Genomic DNA, 16,670 nt, shown 5'->3' with positions numbered 1-16,670 from the left:
TTGCATACTCCTTTGCTTTTTTCAGCAAGGCTCTGCGTCGTAACAAAGGGTATTAAAGCAAAAACGATAACACCGTTCTTTATCGGGCACGAGGAAAGTGCAAGGATTGCCTTTTCGGATTCAGCTATACTTTATATATTTAAAGTCCTTTTAAGTAACAATTGAAATAATCTTTTTCTCTATAGATTTTTGCACCCGAAAAATTTTTTAATCCGGTCTTTCGGTAATTTTGTATTTTGCCGCTACTATCTATGTAGCTGTGATTTATCACTTCGGTAATATCTGAAAAATTATAATTTTCGGGAAGATCAAAAAAGGAGAATGAGAAGGCTGTACCGAAATTAAAATAATTTCCGTCACGCATTTTCACAACAAATCCCGTCCAGCTCATTAACGTTTCGCCTCTTATTTGCTTTAATATTTCTATCGGAAAAGAATACTGGCTTCTTTCTATTCTTACTATTTTTTTAGAGTCTATGATATTATGTTCTATACAAAAATGACTTACGATTCGCCTGTAAGGATTCTCCTCATTATTGAGAAAAATTTTATTTTCTTTTTCTTCTTCGAATCTTCTTATCGCTAAATCTATATATGTATCCGCACATGAAAATTTTACGCATGGAATAATCACATTGTCTCTTAAAACCACACACGCTCGATATATACATCCATATATATCATCCACTATCGGTTCGATATTCATTTTTAAAAATGTAATTATTTCTTTTTCATTCATATTCGACTTCTTTATTCGTACAGAAAGTTTAACGCCCCTCCGCATGAATCACAATAGTTGCTCTTTGCGTTTTATTATATTGCACCTGTATCATTTGTAGATTTTGTGTACTTCAAATATATAAAATAATTTATTCCACTTTGTTTGGCATATTTTTGTTTTAGTCGATCAGACTCCTTAAAACCTATTTTTTTATATGCCGTAATTGCAGGGATATTAGTATCCGTTGTTTCCAGAATAAATTCTTGATAGTCCTAATATCATTGACACAATCACTTGCCCTTTTGATTTCGATCATAAGTAAATCAGCTCTTTTCACAATATATTATATTATCGCATTAACCGCATAACGGCAAAGAGTGCGCCGGATACTATAAAAGCCGTAAACGCCATTGCAACAACTCCTTTTAGAAATCCGATAAAATGAAATAGATAATCTTTATTGCCTACGCAGTTTTCGGTTCCCGGAAAAATAAATAGTTTTGAAGTGAGTACACATATCATGAACCAGTCTACAATGATTAAATCAACTACATTCCACGTCATCGACATAATCCACAGATGGAAAAAGACTGTAATGAATGAGGCACTTTTGGCACCATAGGTATAAAGCACCGACAAAACAGCCGTACCGATAATTACTAAAAAACTGCAAACAAAAAAGACAATGCTCTGCAGTTTTTGCTTTTTATCCGGTTGCGGTATATTGGCACATTGTACTACGTCTTTCGGATAGTCATGCGCTATCGTCCATGGGAATTTGCGAACTGAAACCGATACTATTATCATCCACACTACCGACCAGACAAAACCGTGAATAATTGCTGTGTTTATTTGTAAAACCATAATATACCTTCCTTATTCGTACTGTCTGTTACCCGCAGCGTATGCGCCGGTATCTATATCGAGAACTTCGCGCACAGGTTGGATAAGCGATTCTTCGTAGCGGCATATCCATCGTTCAGGCGGTGCAGAACCGTCCGGTATGCCGTCAATGGTGTCGCCGGTTTCTATGGGGTTATCATTTATTAAAAGATACAACGCGGTGTTGTATGCATGATTTACCATCAGATTCGGATCAAGTCCGTGAAAATGATATTGTAAGTCGGGTAAGAACAACAAGCCCATACCGAGCGTATCGACAAGCATATCTTCACCGCCTTGAATAGTAAAAAAGCGGACATTCACGGCGAATTGAATAAAACGGTTTTCACGGGGAAGCGTATGGTTGCGAATAGTTTCTGCGGTAAAAAGTTTTCCCGAATTTTCAAAATAAACGGCAGTACAGTCAGGGAAAAGCTCGACCAGCGCTTCCGTAAAATCCATATCAAGTTCTGCACGCTCCGATGCGGGAAGCGCCGCCGCCAGCATATCGGTACCGATGAGTGCATACCGGCATTCGGACAAAATAGCATCTTTATCTTCTCCGCAGTCCCACATCTGGCTTTTGGTAAAATCGTCAATGGTGCTTCCGTCAAAGGCGGCGGGAGCAATCATCAGCATAGGCGGATACGCCCCATCCTTAAATTCCGCTCGATATCGAGTGGCGGCAAACTGTGCTACGGCAGTGTCGGAATCGTACGAAAAACATTCGGCATCTCCCAAGCGCTTTTGCATCACCGCTTCCATCTGCCCTCGAGCCGGCATTGTTACCGGCGCTTTAAACAAGAGCTTTACAATAAAAATGCCGCCGACTTTTTCTTCTTTAGTTAAATCCTGTTGAAAAATCTTATCCATATTTCACCTACCCTTCTATCATTTATACAGCGCAATTTCTTTTTCTATAATCTCCTGCTTTATGGATTTTATCAGTGTTTTTACATTCGTCTTGCAATCGTAAACAAAATACGATTGTACCGCTCCGTCATATTCTGAAAACAAGATTTCTTCGCCGCCGAGAAAGCAGAACGTAATTATGGAAGACGAAATCTCTTTCACATGCGTACCGTCGTAATCAGAAACATAAAGCGCAATATCATCCTCGCTATTCAAAATCTTATCGTTTGTTGTATCGTTTTTAACAACGGCATACACATTACACTCATGAGGATATCTCGGCAGCTGCTCTTCCTCAACCTCGGCTAAGCAATATTTATAGATAAAAACATTTGCCGGAAGCAACTTGTATTCTTCCCGCCCGTTATTTTTCACAAAAATAAGGTTTGTGATACCATCTCCATCAGAATTTCTTCCTATCAAATTCGAAAATCCATTTCCCGACCACTTGGATTTTTCCGTACCGTATGCTTCATCCGCCTTAATCGCCGAACTTTTCACGCTAAAAATATATACATCTTTTATTTTTCTCTCAAATTCCAGATGTTCTTTAATTTCTACTTGTACATCCTCGACAACTGCAATCTGCTGCGCCCGTGTTCGATGAAACGGTAACAAATCATTGATGAGCGCTGACCCCAGAGCTATAATCCCCAAAAGAGCAAAAAAAAACACCAACACAAAATCCGCTTTTTTGATAAACTCAAAAATCTTCGTTTTCATTTTTTCTCCACAATCATTTTACCAATTTTCTTTGAGATTATTGTAGTTTGTATTTTCTCAAATCTAGTACATAACCGATTTAACCAAAATAAAAAGTATTAGATTCCTTTGATTACAGCAAGCACGATTATCAAAAAATACTGATAACAGTTTTTGATTTTAGCACATACCACCTCACTTCTCAATGATGATGCACGATATTTTAACCGATCTTACATAAACCGTCTATTCACCGCGGATTGATACGATAAAATAGATACCAGCACGAGAGGGTTTTAATTGAAAGTGCAGCATTCCTATGATATAATCTAATCAATTTATAAAAGAAATCTAATATGTCCGTTCAACGGATAGCTTACTGAACAGCTTGGAGATAAAATGAAAAGATCACTTTTAATCATAGCACTTCTGTTCGCCTCGCTCGCGGCATTTACTGACGACGGCGGCTCATACAAGCCGGAGGACTGGACTTACGGGAACATCTATGTCAAGGAGCCGAACGACAAAATCGCACTGGAGCGAGAGCTTCTGGTTGTGGAGCATACGTATATCGGTGAATATGACAGGAAGAGCGACACGTTTCATAAAACCAGCGGGCGCGAAGTAACCGTACGCTTTGATTTTCTGAACACCACGCGGGAGCGCGTCACCGTGCCGTGTGCATTCCCTGTGGTGGTAAAGACACAAGTCAGCGTAAAAAAAGATGGGGAAATAAGATGAGTGAGGTAGAAGCATGGTAAAATGCAAAACATTTATTTTCGTATTAATGACTTGTTGGTTCTTATTAAATTCTTGTAATAAATCAAAAACAATAGCTCACAACGATACAAATATAATACGAGAAAATAGGTATGCTGCTACTACATTATCAGCAGTTATAATAGGTTCCAGTATTTTAGAAATAAAAGATAAGAATAGACATTTGGTATTAAGATATTCTTGGGATGAAGCACAGTCCCGGTACCCGAATGCAGATACAATTTATGATCTCGGATGGGATGATAGCAATAAAAATTATTGGTTTTGGTCTATAACCCCTACTCATATTTCATATATCGCAAAATATAATGTCGATAAAAAAGAACTGTGCTATTTTGATGCTCCCGATGATATTTGTGGTTACAATGAATATTGTTTTGACACGAATAAAGCTATTTTAATTTATTCAAATTGGTTCAATCCTCAATCTCCGGAAGATGAAAAGGAGATATTGAGCTCGCAAATTATTTTAAAAAAATACAATGTTGAACAAAAACAGATATCAATTATTGAAACTAATATTGGAAATGAATATTCTCCGGTACTAGAAAATGGATTAATTAAATATCATGTTAGAGAAGAAGTAAAGATATTATCTGATTAAGAAAAGAACGCCTATCTCCGAAAGCGAGCCATTTTACTTTATCACGAAAACAGCGGGTAACGGTTGAGTGCAACTCCCCGATACTTTACATCACGGGTATTCATTTTTTCTTCCCATTAATTTTACACTGTAATGTGCGCAAGCTGCAAACATGACCATGATTGCAGTATAATCGGTAAAGAATATGGCATAGCCTTTTTCCATATCGAGAAAAAAGAACTGCTGCTGCAAAACGAGATAGCACTTTTCTCATCGATTATGCTTTGTACAAATTTTATTGCCTCTATGCCTGCTTTCTGCATCGCATTTCCGTAAAAAACGTGCTTTTCTCCGCCAAGCTTTATGAGCTTGGCATTAGGGAAGGTCTTAATCGCACGCTCCGAATACGACAGCGGTACAATCGAGTCGTCTGTTCCATGAATGATGAGCGTTCTGCCGGAATACTGCGGCATCAACGTATAAATATCAAAGGATAGTGCATCTTTGTTATAAATGCGCCCGATGGTTTTTCCCAACAGCTTCATTTCAGCAGGAATCCGTTCGGGATCGGGGGTTCGCCGCCGAGCATCATCCTGCAGAACAAAAGCGGGATACAATAAAACTAGACCGGCAACATCGGCGGGATATTTTGCCGCGACATAGGTTGAAACGAATCCGCCTTGGCTTTCGCCGAATAAAAAGATTTGCTCACGCTTAAAACGCGGGTCAGCTTTTAAGTTGTCAAGAATGACTTTCAAATCTTCGGCCTCGGTAAGCACTGACATTTCCGTCATTTTCCCAGCGCTTTTGATATGATTACCGCCACCGATAAAATCGAAAATATATGCGGCAATCCCCTGTTCCGCAAAAGCCGCTGCATAGTCTTTAACACCTCCATGATTTCCGCCGAATCCGTGCGAAAGGATGACTAAGGGCATCTGAGAGGTTCTATCGGGGATAAAAAGCTTTCCGTATATTTTCATGCCGTTCCTTTGAAAGCTTTGTTCCTCAACTTTAAAGGAGAACGGCATTGTATAAATTAATTCAGATTTTTGATGCATGGAGATAGTATAGCATAAAAATATGAAAAAGAGAGGGGAAAACTACAGACCTCCTCAGCATGTTTGATTGTTTACAGATCATAAGCACAACTTTTTACCGGTAAAACAATACATTAAATTATACTTGCTTTTTCAAGTTTTATATTCATATCTATCTCTGCGTCTCTTGATTTTCTGTTTCTCTGCGGATATTTCTCAGCCAAAATCCTATGCCAAGATACATGAACATAGATAGCACTCCGGCAGATAACGAGAAAACGAGCGCTGTTTGCGAGTGTATAACTACCGCACCCGATAGCAACAAAGGATTGATGTAGGCATCTTCCATTGTGTGCATAATAACCGCAGGCCATACACTTTTGGTGATTCTAAACATTTCAACATACATCACAATCCAACTCAGACAAACCAGAAATCCCCAAACAAAAAAGAAGGGTCTGCTTACCGAGAATCCCATGTAGTCGTTTATTTCTTTTTGAGTAAGAAAGTACAAAACATACGGCAAATGCCACATCCACCAAATAATGCCGCTCACAATATAGAGTGTGCAATCTTTCAGTTTTAGTTTTAAGAGCTGATTTGTCAAATACGCACGCCATAAAGATTCTTCAAAAAAGTTTTTAATAAACTGAATGATTATTTGGCTGCCAAGAGTAGTCAATAAAACAGCACCATTCATCTTGCCGAGACCTATACCGTTAAAGAGTAAGCCGGTCAATATTATCAACGTTGCTACTACCGGATATATCAAAAATGAGACAAGATACATTGTTCGATGTTTTTTTATGTTCAGATGATAACCGTGTTCCTTCCATGTATCACCGCAAAATGACCGTAAAATAATCACTAAAAATAAGGGACTGATAAGCCATATTCCCATTCCTGCCGTACCGGTATCGCCCATACCTGCATTCGTATAATCGGCATGTCCCGTCATCCTGTCAATAAAATATCCTACAAAGCCTATTACTGATATAAAGACAATAAATATTAAAAGATTTCTTTTTATTGTACGTGTATTTTCCATTAGATCATCTCCCATCTTAAAATAAACCTGCATTTATTTTCTTTTGCAATTCTTTGAACCATTTAATATGAAACTGTACTAAATCCGCCCCATGTTGTGCCGTCAACATTTCGTACTTATGTATGTCGGAAAAACTTTGGGCGATATTTTTGCTTTTTCCCGCACGCAACAACGCTGCGGTATAATCAGGATTATCGGCATAGTAATCAAGCAATTCTTTTTTATTTGCTTCAATATCCTTGTTTACTTCCAGTATGCGTTTTAGATATGTAAGTTCGCTTTCCAAATTTTTTATGACAGCGGAAATGAGTTCAACGCGTTTATCGTTCGGTAAGATACCCATAAACAAAAGCTTCCCGAGTTCGGTATTTTTTCCTTGCGACATATCCATCGGGTTTTGCAGCCACAGTAAAAATTCCTTCCTGCCGTTTTCTTTTATACGGTAATATTTTTTTTCCACATTCTTTTCTGTTACGGCAGAGCACGTAATAAGTCCGTTTGACAGCAGGTTTTTCAGAGCTGCTTGAATGCTCCCCATACTATCGCTGCACATAGCGGTGAAGTTTTCGGCTATCATCGCTTTTAATTGATAAACCGTCATTTCTTTTAACATCAATAAACCGAGCAAAAAATATTTCATATACTTCATCTTCCCCATTTATAACATTACTATTAGATATATCTAATAGTAATAGTTTGGATAATAAATGTCAATAGACGAAATAGTAACTTTGTTTTTCCTAAAGTTGAATTGAATTATTCACAGCAAGAATTGATTGATTTCGGTTTGCATTCCATATACATCAAGCGAAAGATTTCTGAGGCAACAAGGGAGCTATCAGAAGACTTTTCTCATACATCACGCGCCTTACAGCTCCACGACGATTTTCCCGTTTACCTTACCGCCGTCGCATGCTGCACAGGCCTGGGCAATATCGCGGAACGCAAAGTGTGCACCGATAAGCGGCTGTAAGGTATACTCGGTTAAAAAGCGGAAAATTGAATCGATGTCGGCTTGCGTAGGAAAATTGCTGTGAAAGCCGGAAACTTCCGTTTTGGAGCATATCGGAGAATCGTTCAAGGATGGGTTAAAGATCTAATATGTTCAATCGACTACCCAATCTTCAATTTTCAAACCGTTTACACTTGAAAATTCATTCGCATTATGAGTAATAAGAGTCCCTTTTTCATGAAGAACGGTGGCAGCAATCAGTAAATCATTTGCGCCTATCGGTGTACCTGCAAGCTCCAAATCTTTTCGGATTTCTGCATAAGAGTAAGCCATTTTACCTGTAAAATTCACAATTTCAAACGGCTTCAAAAATTTTTCCACTTTCTCTGTAGTCTTTTCTCTTGTCTGGCTTTTAAAAGCGCCAAGCAAAAGTTCTCCTTTTACTACTGAAGAAATTTTTATCTCTTTTGGCGAAACTGATAAGAATTTTTCGCGGACAGATGGAAACTTTCCATTCATAAAGTAAATGCACGTGTTTGAGTCTATAAAATACATTAAAAAGCCACTCGCGTTTCAAGTTTCGGCTGCTCAGGTCTCGTAAATGCCGGGTCAGCAACAGAGCCGAATAGATCAGCCCAGCCCTCCGGATAATGAGGCTCTATTCTTTCCATGATTTTGCTCACGACCCACTTTGAAAGCGACATATTTTCCGCATGAGCTTCGTTTTCAATTTTGAGAAGCTGCTCTTGCGTAACATATAATGATAACTGCGGCATATTCGTACCTCTTTTTATCCAAGTGTAAAACAGTTTATTATAAAAATCAAGTATATTTGCAAGTATATGCGCAGGCTTGGGCAATATCGTGGAACGCAAAGTGTGCACCGATAAGCGGCTCTAAGGTATGCTCGGTTAAAAAGCTGAAAATTGAATCGATGTCGGCTTGCGTAGGAAAATTGCTGTGAAAGCCGGTAAGATACACACCGCTCGGAATTTCTTGGATGGGGGCGAAATGCTCAAGTGCGAACACACCGCCGAGTACGCCCGTATTGCACACAATGCCGCCCGCCGCCATGCACCACAGCGTATCACGTAAGGTTTTGCAGCCAACCAGTTCCAGCGCTTTGGTAAAGCGGGCATTATATGTTTCAGATAAATTGCCGGTATCTAAGATGCATTCATCGGCACCAGCCCCTTTCAGTAGGTTCAGTTTGCTTTCACTATGTGTTGTGGCAGCAACGCGGCAGCCGATCGCTTTTGCAATCTGCATAGCAGCGTAACCGAGAGCGCAGGTGCCGCCCCGGACAAGCAGCGTGTCGTCTTTTTGTAAACGCAGGCATTGGAACAGAGAACCCCATGCGGTAAAATAGGTTTCGGGAACGGCGGCAATGTCAGCCCATGTCATATCGGACTGTATTGCAAAAACGTGGTGAGCAGGCAGCAGGGCGTATTCGGCATAGCTGCCATTGAAGCTGCGTCCCATGCCCCAACGCCAAGGTCTGACAAGCAAATTTCTGATGATAAGGGCACCTCTAAAAAACGAAGTTTTTAGAAGTTCCCACTATTTTGAATCGAGATTTTATGAGAGATAGGAGGATATGAATATGGACGCAAAAGACAAACACCGGCAGCATCATATACAGGTATGAAATGCCGTTATCCAAAAACATATTCCAACAATAAGTGAAAGCGGTGTCATAACATATTTTTCTTTCCTACTTTTTGAAATCATGTTCATAATAGTATTCAAAGATAGGTAAGCGGCAAAGAAAAAACAAATATATTTAGTAACCTTAAAAGACAACCACAAGGAAATAAAACCTCCGGCTTGCAAAATAATTATCATTGCAAAAATTTGGATAGCCACTGAAATGACTGCCGCAACTCTCAATTTATTAGGTAAGATTTTATGTTGCCCGCCCATTGTAAATTCGCCCAGAGGCAAGCCGCATTTTGTTATACGGTGGCCGGCTTTGACACAAACTCCTTACCGAACTTTTTGTTCGAAGAAAAACACTGCCTTCCACCGGCTCCCCAGTCCCGTCAAACTAGGGTATCACTTTTCACTCGTATTTTCTAATCGTAACAACTCCTTTACAAGGGTCATGCCCTTACTAAAAATGGCGAACTTATGCCCGGGTTCCGCTGAATCACTTCAGTCCATCACATTACCGCTTGTTCGTTTAGTTTTTATCATGCCTCCTTTCCATTTTTTGAATTTTTGACAACAAAAAAGGAAGTATCGGCAATTTGCTTTTGCTTCCTCTTGGTAATATCCTATTTGATTTTTTACTTCGACAAACCGGGATTTATGAAGCTGAATTTATCCACTGCTTTAGTTCCTCCGATAAGCGCTCATCAACATCAATCCTCGTCTGCTTACACTCTTTCGGATACTGCTTTGCCTCCTTAAAAGCCATGCTGATAAACAGCCCGGAACCCACGGGAAGAATGCCTGTTAACATGGTCTGCGGAAATATAAAATGCGTTCCATGTTCATAGGTCATGAGAACTACACTGTTATCCGCGTCCCTTTCTTTCAGCCTGTTTTCCATTCTACGAATGTATTTGCAGGTATCCCAAAGTACATCATCCTCCGCACCAATCAGCAGAATGCGGCCCTTTATATTCTCCACCTTTATTTTCTCGGCTTCCTGCACGGGATGCCTTTTCTCCGATTCATCGAACAAATCGCGACTGGCAACCATCGCGCCGCGCCGTTTGGATTCCTCAGATATTTTCTGCCAGTATTCCGGATGGCGATACGCATAGGGCAGATAAGGAAGCGGCTTACCGTGATACGAAACAGATGACTCTCCGTCTCCCGGACGTTCGTGAGCCCCGTCTTTCCCATCCTGATAAAAACCTTCCATCACAAAATCAGAAGGAGAAATGGCTATCGTAAGCGTTATTTCCGAAAAGCATGACGCTGCGACAAGCGCAAGCATACCAGTTGTCGAGGCACCCATAATACCGATTTTTTCATTACCCATCGTCTTCAGAAATGCAAGTGCCTTCTCAAAACGTTCGAGTGGATAGTTATGGTGACCGTAATCTTTTGGGGCCGGTGACATTGTGAGGACGTTCAGACCTTTCTTTTGAAGCCATTTGACGCCACCCTTTGCCATCATGTCTTTTGTATCATCACCAAGCATGGCAATCATGCAATATTTACTGCCGTTCGGATTCGGCCAGTATACGCCGTTATATCCATCTTTCTCTATTGTTTTGATTTCTTTCTTCATGGGAAAGTTTCTCCTCTTCAAATTCAAATTTGTCAATTTCTCGTCCATCCTACTATATCACTTTTCTCATATTTTTCCAATTTGACGCACTGTAGATTATCCTCATTTTACATACTACATCTGAAATGCCGTTATCCAAAAACATATTCCAACAATAAGTGAAAGCGGTGTCATAACATATTTTTCTTTCCTACTTTTTGAAATCATGTTCATAATAGTATTCAAAGATAGGTAAGCGGCAAAGAAAAAACAAATATATTTAGTAACCTTAAAAGACAACCACAAGGAAATAAAACCTCCGGCTTGCAAAATAATTATCATTGCAAAAATTTGGATAGCCACTGAAATGACTGCCGCAACTCTCAATTTATTAGGTAAGATTTTATGTTGTCCACCCATTGTAAATTCGCCCAAAGGCAAACCGCAAGCAACAAGAACTGTCATAATTGCTATAACTCCAAATAATACTGCACCTAATATTGAAAACATAAATCAATAGTCTCCCTTCGCATAAAAGATGCATAACAATATTTGCATGCATGTGTACATCCGGTGTATGGATTAACGGAATAATCCGCTACGGGTAAATTTGATTTTGATATTACGCTGCGCACCGCAATGTGTTTGATAATGGGGGCAGCGTTCATCTCATCAAATTCCATCGTTGTATTTTGCATATCGCCCATCGGTTACTCCGTTACTTGTCTATAGCCAATAGACTGCCTTACGCTTTCTCTACACTCACCAGCTTCCGTACTCCGTCTTTGATACTAAGAGCTTGTGCATTATTGATAGCGCATAGTTCGATATTTGAGAAGGATTGCATAATATCTGCGGTAACTTTTTTGAATGGTGCGGTAAGATAGTGCGGCAGCACATAAAAATTGATGAGTCCTAATCCGGCATAATCACTCTGAGAATAATCTTCCGGAATAGGATCCATTTTTTCAATATAAGAAAGCTCCGGAGCACATACAATAGCGCCTGCTGATTCTCCAATAAATAATTTCCCTTTTTCCAGCTGTTGCTTTAGCAATGTATCCGTACCGGTTTTCCTCAATTGATCAATAAGGAAAAATGCATTACCGCCGGTAAAATAAATAATATCCGCTGTGTCAAACACCTGCGTAATATCGGAAGCGTTTGCAGTTGAAATCTCAATTTCAATCAGCTCAGCTCCTAATTTTTTGAATAATGTACGGGCTGACCCTACATAACCTGTGTACCCTTCGTGTATCGATGCAGTGGGAATGAAAGCAACTCTTTTCTCCGCAATGTGATCTTTAAGAAGAACGCCTACTTTTGAAAAGTGTGAGCACAAAAATAAATTCATTTCTCCACACCTCCTCGGTGAATGATGAGTTTAGATCATTATAGTATACGGATAATTTTTCACTGCTTTGGTCAGGGGTTATCCTTAGCACCGAACATACCCGTAAGTGAAGCAGCTTCGATTGCGTGCCCCTTAATCGCGGCTTTAAGCTCTTTTACGCTGCTGCCCGCCGGAAGACTCAGATTCATATCGAGCGCATAGAGATAAAAAATATAGCGGTGCGTCCCGAACGGCGGTTGAGGTCCGTTGTAGCCGCTCGTACCCCAGCTTGTTTCGCCTTCGACGGCATCCGATGGCACATTACCTTCTCCGATCGACGTTGTTTGCGGCGGAATGTTCCACAGCGTCCAATGATAAAATCCGCCGGGAAGCGGCGCATCCGGATCGTGCACGATAATCGCAAGGCTCTTTGTACCCTCCGGTACACCGTCGATTTCGAGCGGAGGAATGTGATTCGCTCCGAGTTTTGCAAATTCTTGGGGCATTTTTTCGCCGTCGGCAAAAGCCGTGCTTGTCAACTTCATAGAACCTCCTTCGGTAAGCGGCTTGATTTCGTCTTTACTTGAGCAGCTTCCGCAGGAAATAACAATCAGCGCCGCCATAAATGGCAGCATTTTCGTATAGATATGTTTCATACCAATATTTTATGACAAAGGCATTTTAAGTCAAGATGCCAAACGGTTGCTTCGGGTACACACATCAGGCTGTTTTAATAGTCTTACACAGTGATGATTGAGGATTGATGATAAAATACTCATGGATTATATTCCCGTAATCTTGATATTCAATGCCGTTAGCATATACCAGATTATACCGTAATTTCAATTTGATTATCTTCAATGGCGACAATACAACTTTCATAGTATCCGTCTCCGGTAGTCCGCGGCCCGCTTACAACTTCGTATCCGGCGTTTTTAAGCCTTTCAGTTAAGGCATCAACAGCATCTTTGCTTCCGACGGAGAATGCAATATGGATGTACCCTGTACGCGCAAGTGTTTTCTCACAATCAGCTACATGAGGCTTTTTCATAATTTCCAATCGTGCACCTTCATCAAAGGTGATAAAATATGAGCGGAAATCGGTCGTTTTATTATGGTATCCGGTATTGGGATGTCCGCCAAAATAGTCAACAAAAAAGTCTTTTGCTTTTTCCAAATCATTGACATACATGGCAATATGTTCAATTTTCATTTTCGGCTTCCGTATTGTCATTGGGGTAATTGTTTTTACTTCCTTATTATGCGGATTTTATGCATTTCTTCAATATTTATTCAGCACTATTTGTGCATTTCTTCATTATTTTAAGATATGCCATGGTAATTTCAATCTATTCAATCTTTATTTTTTTCCTCGATCTGAGAAACCAGCGGCTCTGTTCCTCCCCTACTCTGGTATAAAAAAACAAGAAAAAACGGCTGCCTTGACTTTTTACTGCTGTTCGGCTATTATCTCCTATCTTTATAAATAAGGAGTGTGTTCACGTGCCCTGCGGAAAAAAACGGAAGCGACAGAAAATAGCAACGCATAAACGAAAGAAGAAGCTTCGAAAGAATAGACATAAGAACAAGTAACCTCTAAAAATATCATTACGCTTTTTAGAGGTTTTCAATAATCTTGTATCCTTCTCGATTATACCGGTATACCGGTGTATAAAGTATATAAGAGGGATGTTTTGTGATTTTGCAAGATTATTACAGGCGTATTGTTCTATCGCTTTTATTACGGTGAGAAAGGGCTTTGTTGAGTATCTTCACAGCCCTTTTTTTATGTACCCAGCAGTTCACTGAACATATACATGGATAAAAACGTACTCTTATCAATACGAGAACCGAAAGACCTGCAATCCCTTTCAAGAGAGGAACTTCGTATATTAGCGCATGAGATGCGCAGCATTATTTTGGAAACGGTAGGCGCAAACGGTGGACATCTTGCCAGTAACCTCGGAGTTATTGAATTAACCATTGCGCTGCATCGGGTATTTTCAAGTCCCAAAGACGCAATCATCTGGGATGTGGGGCATCAATCCTATCCTCATAAGCTCCTAACCGGACGGTATGATAATTTTTCGACACTCCGCTTAAAGGACGGCCTCGCAGGATTCCCAAAACGGGAAGAAAGCCCCCATGATGCATTTAATACGGGACATGCCTCCACCTCAATTTCGGCCGCCGAGGGGATTCTTATCGGGCGAAAGCTGCAGCACCAAAACGGAAAGGTTATCGCTGTTATCGGTGATGGGGCTTTAAGCGGAGGCATGGCCTTTGAAGCACTCCTAAATGTTACCCCGTATACAAAGAATTTGGTTGTTATCCTCAACGATAATAAGATGTCCATCTCTCCAAATATACGAGCCGTTTCCGAATACCTCAGCCGTTTAACCGTGCGGAAAGGATACCAGCAGTTTAAGTACATCTTTGATACCGCTGTCGGCAAAATTCCGTTTTTAGGCAGGCGTATTAACTTTTTGATTCACCGGTTAAAGCGGGGCGCCAAGGGAATTTTTTACAGAAACAATCTTTTTACCGATCTCGGATTTGAATATGTCGGGCCGCTGAACGGGCATAACGAAAAAGAACTTGAAAAAGTATTCCGTAATGTCAAAAATATTGATGCGCCGGTGCTTATTCATATTGAAACAAAGAAAGGGAAAGGCTACCCGCTTGCGGAAGATGATCCCTCCGCTTTCCACGGTATCGGGCCGTTTAATATTGCCGATGGGAAAATTGAAAAAGCGAGTACCAATTCTTTTACGGAAGCATTTTCCCGGATTATCACCGAGGAAGCGGCAAAGCGGAAGGATATTGTAGCGATTACCGCTGCAATGGCACAGGGAACAGGGCTTCAACAGTTCCAGCAGCAGTTTCCCGATCGTTTTTTTGATGTCGGCATTGCCGAACAGCATGCGGTAACTTTTGCCGCCGGACTTGCTGCAGCCGGTTTACGGCCTATCGCAGCCATTTACAGTACGTTTTTGCAGCGGGCAATCGACCAAATCATCCATGACGTTGCACTGCAAAAACTGCCGGTTATCTTTGCGATAGACCGTGCGGGAGCGGTTCCCTATGACGGCGAAACCCATCAAGGTCTCTATGACATCTGCTTTTTACGCAGTATTCCCAATATGACGGTGCTTGCTCCCGCCTCGGCAGCGGAAATGCGGGCGATGTTTGAATGGGCATTGCAGTTGAATGCACCGGTTGCAATACGGTACCCTAAAAATACATGCGCAGCGGAATGCCCCGCATTTTCGCTTCCGATGGAAACCGGCCGCGGCGTGTTCACCGTAACGGCGGAACACAGCGATGTACTGCTGGTATGCACCGGCGGTATATACCCGGAAACAGCCGAAGCGGCAGCGCTGCTTAGACAAAAAGGGATATCCGCTGATATATACAATCTCCGCTTCTTAAAACCCATCGCCGAAGCTTTTTTCTTGGAAAAAGTCCAAAAATACCCAGCCGTACTCTTTATCGAAGACGGCGCATATATCGGCGGTGTCGGGCATTATCTGGAAGGTCTGGTTCAAAAACAACTTTCAGGCATAAAAACCGCAGTACGCGCTTTTCCCGACACGGTCTTTATGCAGGGCTCGCGGCAGGATGTTCTTGAATGCGCCGGACTAACCGGTGAGCAGCTTGCCAAAGCCGCATCGGCTCTCTGCCGTTAAGATACAAAACAGCAATCGCACCGCCCTCCTTTTAAAACGCAGATGTGCCGCCTCCAGCGCTTTTGAAAACAGGCGATGCAGATGCACCTGCCTATTTTTACAGGGCAACCGCATTATAAAATATTTGCAGCGGGTGCCTTCCTTCTGTGCGAAATTTCATAGGTATAAGGTGAGCGTCTACAATGACGCCGCTCACCTTAACCGTCAAGTTTTCTTTCGAAAACCTGCGTATTGATGTGTGCGCTTTTCGCGCACGAATGCAACAGTTTCCAAAATTCATATTTTGTTCAACTGTTGCATTTTAAGGAAATAAAATTTCGCACATTTTTCCAGCAAAGGGGGAAACGCATCAGGGAAAATAGATAAAAATCGCGGAAAAATTGAGACTGTGAGACCATTTGAACCATCTTCAACTGTTGTACATCCGTGTACAACAGTTGAAGGCGAGTTTTGTGCACGCACAAAACATCGCTGCTGTATGGAACTACTGCCATCCTTGGCAGTTCTGGTCGAATAGTCTCAATTTTTCTGCGGGGGTGTTAAAAAAACGGCCTGATGCGTTTCCCCTGCATATTTTTAAAGGCACTTGTATTCTCTCCTTTTTGCTTCTATAATAATAGCATTATGCAAAGCCGAATTAGAGAATTATCTCGCTATCAATTTTCTCGAAAATGCCGTAAAGCACTTGACACGTGCAAAATTTCCGGCATAATTCAGCATTCAGCATTCAGCATTCAGCATTCAGCATTCAGCATTCAGCATTCAGCATTCAGCATTCAGCACTCAGCACTCAGCACAATGTAGC

Annotated in this window: 19 protein-coding genes and 2 pseudogenes; 3 read left to right on the top strand and 18 right to left on the bottom strand. The window is 41.0% G+C overall.

Features of this window, described 5'->3' with window-relative positions; genetic code table 11:
* Positions 1 to 139: 139 nt before the first annotated feature.
* The 4 genes from E4N66_RS02845 to E4N66_RS02830 form a co-directional block, all read right to left on the bottom strand.
* Entirely contained in the window at positions 140 to 739 is a 600-nt protein-coding gene (locus E4N66_RS02845; RefSeq protein WP_253728886.1) for a hypothetical protein, read from the bottom strand.
* 330 nt (positions 740 to 1,069) lie between these two features.
* A complete protein-coding gene (locus tag E4N66_RS02840; protein ID WP_253728885.1) occupies positions 1,070 to 1,585 on the bottom strand; it encodes a hypothetical protein in 516 nt (171 codons plus the stop codon).
* Positions 1,586 to 1,597: 12 nt separating this feature from the next.
* Positions 1,598 to 2,476, bottom strand: a complete 879-nt coding sequence (locus E4N66_RS02835) for a DUF4261 domain-containing protein (RefSeq protein ID WP_253728884.1) — start codon at positions 2,474 to 2,476, stop codon at positions 1,598 to 1,600.
* Positions 2,477 to 2,494: 18 nt separating this feature from the next.
* Complete coding sequence (locus tag E4N66_RS02830) at positions 2,495 to 3,238, bottom strand: hypothetical protein (protein ID WP_253728883.1); 744 nt, start codon at positions 3,236 to 3,238, stop codon at positions 2,495 to 2,497.
* A gap of 378 nt (positions 3,239 to 3,616) precedes the next feature.
* Here E4N66_RS02830 and E4N66_RS02825 point away from each other — a divergent pair, with 378 nt between their 5' ends.
* The gene (locus tag E4N66_RS02825) at positions 3,617 to 3,958 is read left to right on the top strand and encodes a DUF4424 domain-containing protein (protein WP_253728882.1); all 342 of its coding nucleotides are present in this window, start codon (positions 3,617 to 3,619) and stop codon (positions 3,956 to 3,958) included.
* Positions 3,959 to 3,971: 13 nt separating this feature from the next.
* Positions 3,972 to 4,601, top strand: a complete 630-nt coding sequence (locus E4N66_RS02820; RefSeq protein WP_253728881.1) for a hypothetical protein — start codon at positions 3,972 to 3,974, stop codon at positions 4,599 to 4,601.
* A gap of 245 nt (positions 4,602 to 4,846) precedes the next feature.
* Here E4N66_RS02820 and E4N66_RS02815 read toward each other — a convergent pair.
* The 14 genes and pseudogenes from E4N66_RS02815 to E4N66_RS02755 all read right to left on the bottom strand — a co-directional run.
* Positions 4,847 to 5,602, bottom strand: a pseudogene (locus tag E4N66_RS02815) (alpha/beta hydrolase); the annotation flags it as partial.
* A 190-nt stretch (positions 5,603 to 5,792) separates the two neighbouring features.
* Positions 5,793 to 6,668, bottom strand: coding sequence for a CPBP family intramembrane glutamic endopeptidase (locus E4N66_RS02810; protein WP_044015179.1), 876 nt, complete (start codon positions 6,666 to 6,668; stop codon positions 5,793 to 5,795).
* Positions 6,669 to 6,684: 16 nt separating this feature from the next.
* Complete coding sequence (locus tag E4N66_RS02805; protein WP_253728880.1) at positions 6,685 to 7,308, bottom strand: PadR family transcriptional regulator; 624 nt, start codon at positions 7,306 to 7,308, stop codon at positions 6,685 to 6,687.
* Between the two features lie 228 nt (positions 7,309 to 7,536).
* Positions 7,537 to 7,749, bottom strand: a complete 213-nt coding sequence (locus E4N66_RS02800; protein WP_253728879.1) for a zinc-binding dehydrogenase — start codon at positions 7,747 to 7,749, stop codon at positions 7,537 to 7,539.
* A 24-nt stretch (positions 7,750 to 7,773) separates the two neighbouring features.
* Complete coding sequence (locus E4N66_RS02795) at positions 7,774 to 8,139, bottom strand: type II toxin-antitoxin system VapC family toxin (protein ID WP_253728878.1); 366 nt, start codon at positions 8,137 to 8,139, stop codon at positions 7,774 to 7,776.
* Between the two features lie 35 nt (positions 8,140 to 8,174).
* A complete protein-coding gene (locus E4N66_RS02790; protein WP_044017181.1) occupies positions 8,175 to 8,396 on the bottom strand; it encodes a hypothetical protein in 222 nt (73 codons plus the stop codon).
* A 46-nt stretch (positions 8,397 to 8,442) separates the two neighbouring features.
* Positions 8,443 to 9,102: a zinc-binding dehydrogenase gene (locus E4N66_RS02785; protein ID WP_253728877.1), complete on the bottom strand. Its 660-nt coding sequence runs from the start codon at positions 9,100 to 9,102 to the stop codon at positions 8,443 to 8,445.
* Positions 9,103 to 9,252: 150 nt separating this feature from the next.
* Positions 9,253 to 9,579, bottom strand: a complete 327-nt coding sequence (locus E4N66_RS02780) for a hypothetical protein (RefSeq protein WP_371922456.1) — start codon at positions 9,577 to 9,579, stop codon at positions 9,253 to 9,255.
* A gap of 349 nt (positions 9,580 to 9,928) precedes the next feature.
* On the bottom strand, positions 9,929 to 10,864 hold the full coding sequence (locus E4N66_RS02775; protein ID WP_006188636.1) for an acyl-CoA thioester hydrolase/BAAT C-terminal domain-containing protein: 936 nt from the start codon (positions 10,862 to 10,864) through the stop codon (positions 9,929 to 9,931).
* Between the two features lie 114 nt (positions 10,865 to 10,978).
* Positions 10,979 to 11,353, bottom strand: a complete 375-nt coding sequence (locus E4N66_RS02770; RefSeq protein WP_253728876.1) for a hypothetical protein — start codon at positions 11,351 to 11,353, stop codon at positions 10,979 to 10,981.
* 8 nt (positions 11,354 to 11,361) lie between these two features.
* Positions 11,362 to 11,511 (bottom strand): annotated as a pseudogene (locus E4N66_RS13085) (radical SAM protein); the annotation flags it as partial.
* A gap of 77 nt (positions 11,512 to 11,588) precedes the next feature.
* Positions 11,589 to 12,197 carry a Type 1 glutamine amidotransferase-like domain-containing protein gene (locus E4N66_RS02765; RefSeq protein ID WP_253728875.1) on the bottom strand — a complete coding sequence of 203 codons (609 nt, stop codon included), beginning with the start codon at positions 12,195 to 12,197 and terminating at the stop codon, positions 11,589 to 11,591.
* A gap of 71 nt (positions 12,198 to 12,268) precedes the next feature.
* Complete coding sequence (locus E4N66_RS02760; RefSeq protein WP_052185507.1) at positions 12,269 to 12,832, bottom strand: YbhB/YbcL family Raf kinase inhibitor-like protein; 564 nt, start codon at positions 12,830 to 12,832, stop codon at positions 12,269 to 12,271.
* Positions 12,833 to 13,005: 173 nt separating this feature from the next.
* Positions 13,006 to 13,389: a VOC family protein gene (locus E4N66_RS02755; RefSeq protein WP_253672932.1), complete on the bottom strand. Its 384-nt coding sequence runs from the start codon at positions 13,387 to 13,389 to the stop codon at positions 13,006 to 13,008.
* Positions 13,390 to 13,993: 604 nt separating this feature from the next.
* Between E4N66_RS02755 and dxs the strand changes: the two genes are divergently transcribed.
* Positions 13,994 to 15,865 (top strand): 1-deoxy-D-xylulose-5-phosphate synthase, encoded by a 1,872-nt coding sequence (gene dxs, locus E4N66_RS02750; RefSeq protein WP_253728874.1) that lies wholly within the window; start codon positions 13,994 to 13,996, stop codon positions 15,863 to 15,865.
* Positions 15,866 to 16,670: the final 805 nt, after the last annotated feature.

Origin of the sequence: Treponema sp. OMZ 857 (assembly GCF_024181085.1) — a bacterium.
Lineage (GTDB): Bacteria > Spirochaetota > Spirochaetia > Treponematales > Treponemataceae > Treponema.
The sequence above is the reverse complement of the archived record's forward strand: the minus strand, read 5'-3'. Positions and strand labels throughout refer to the sequence as shown.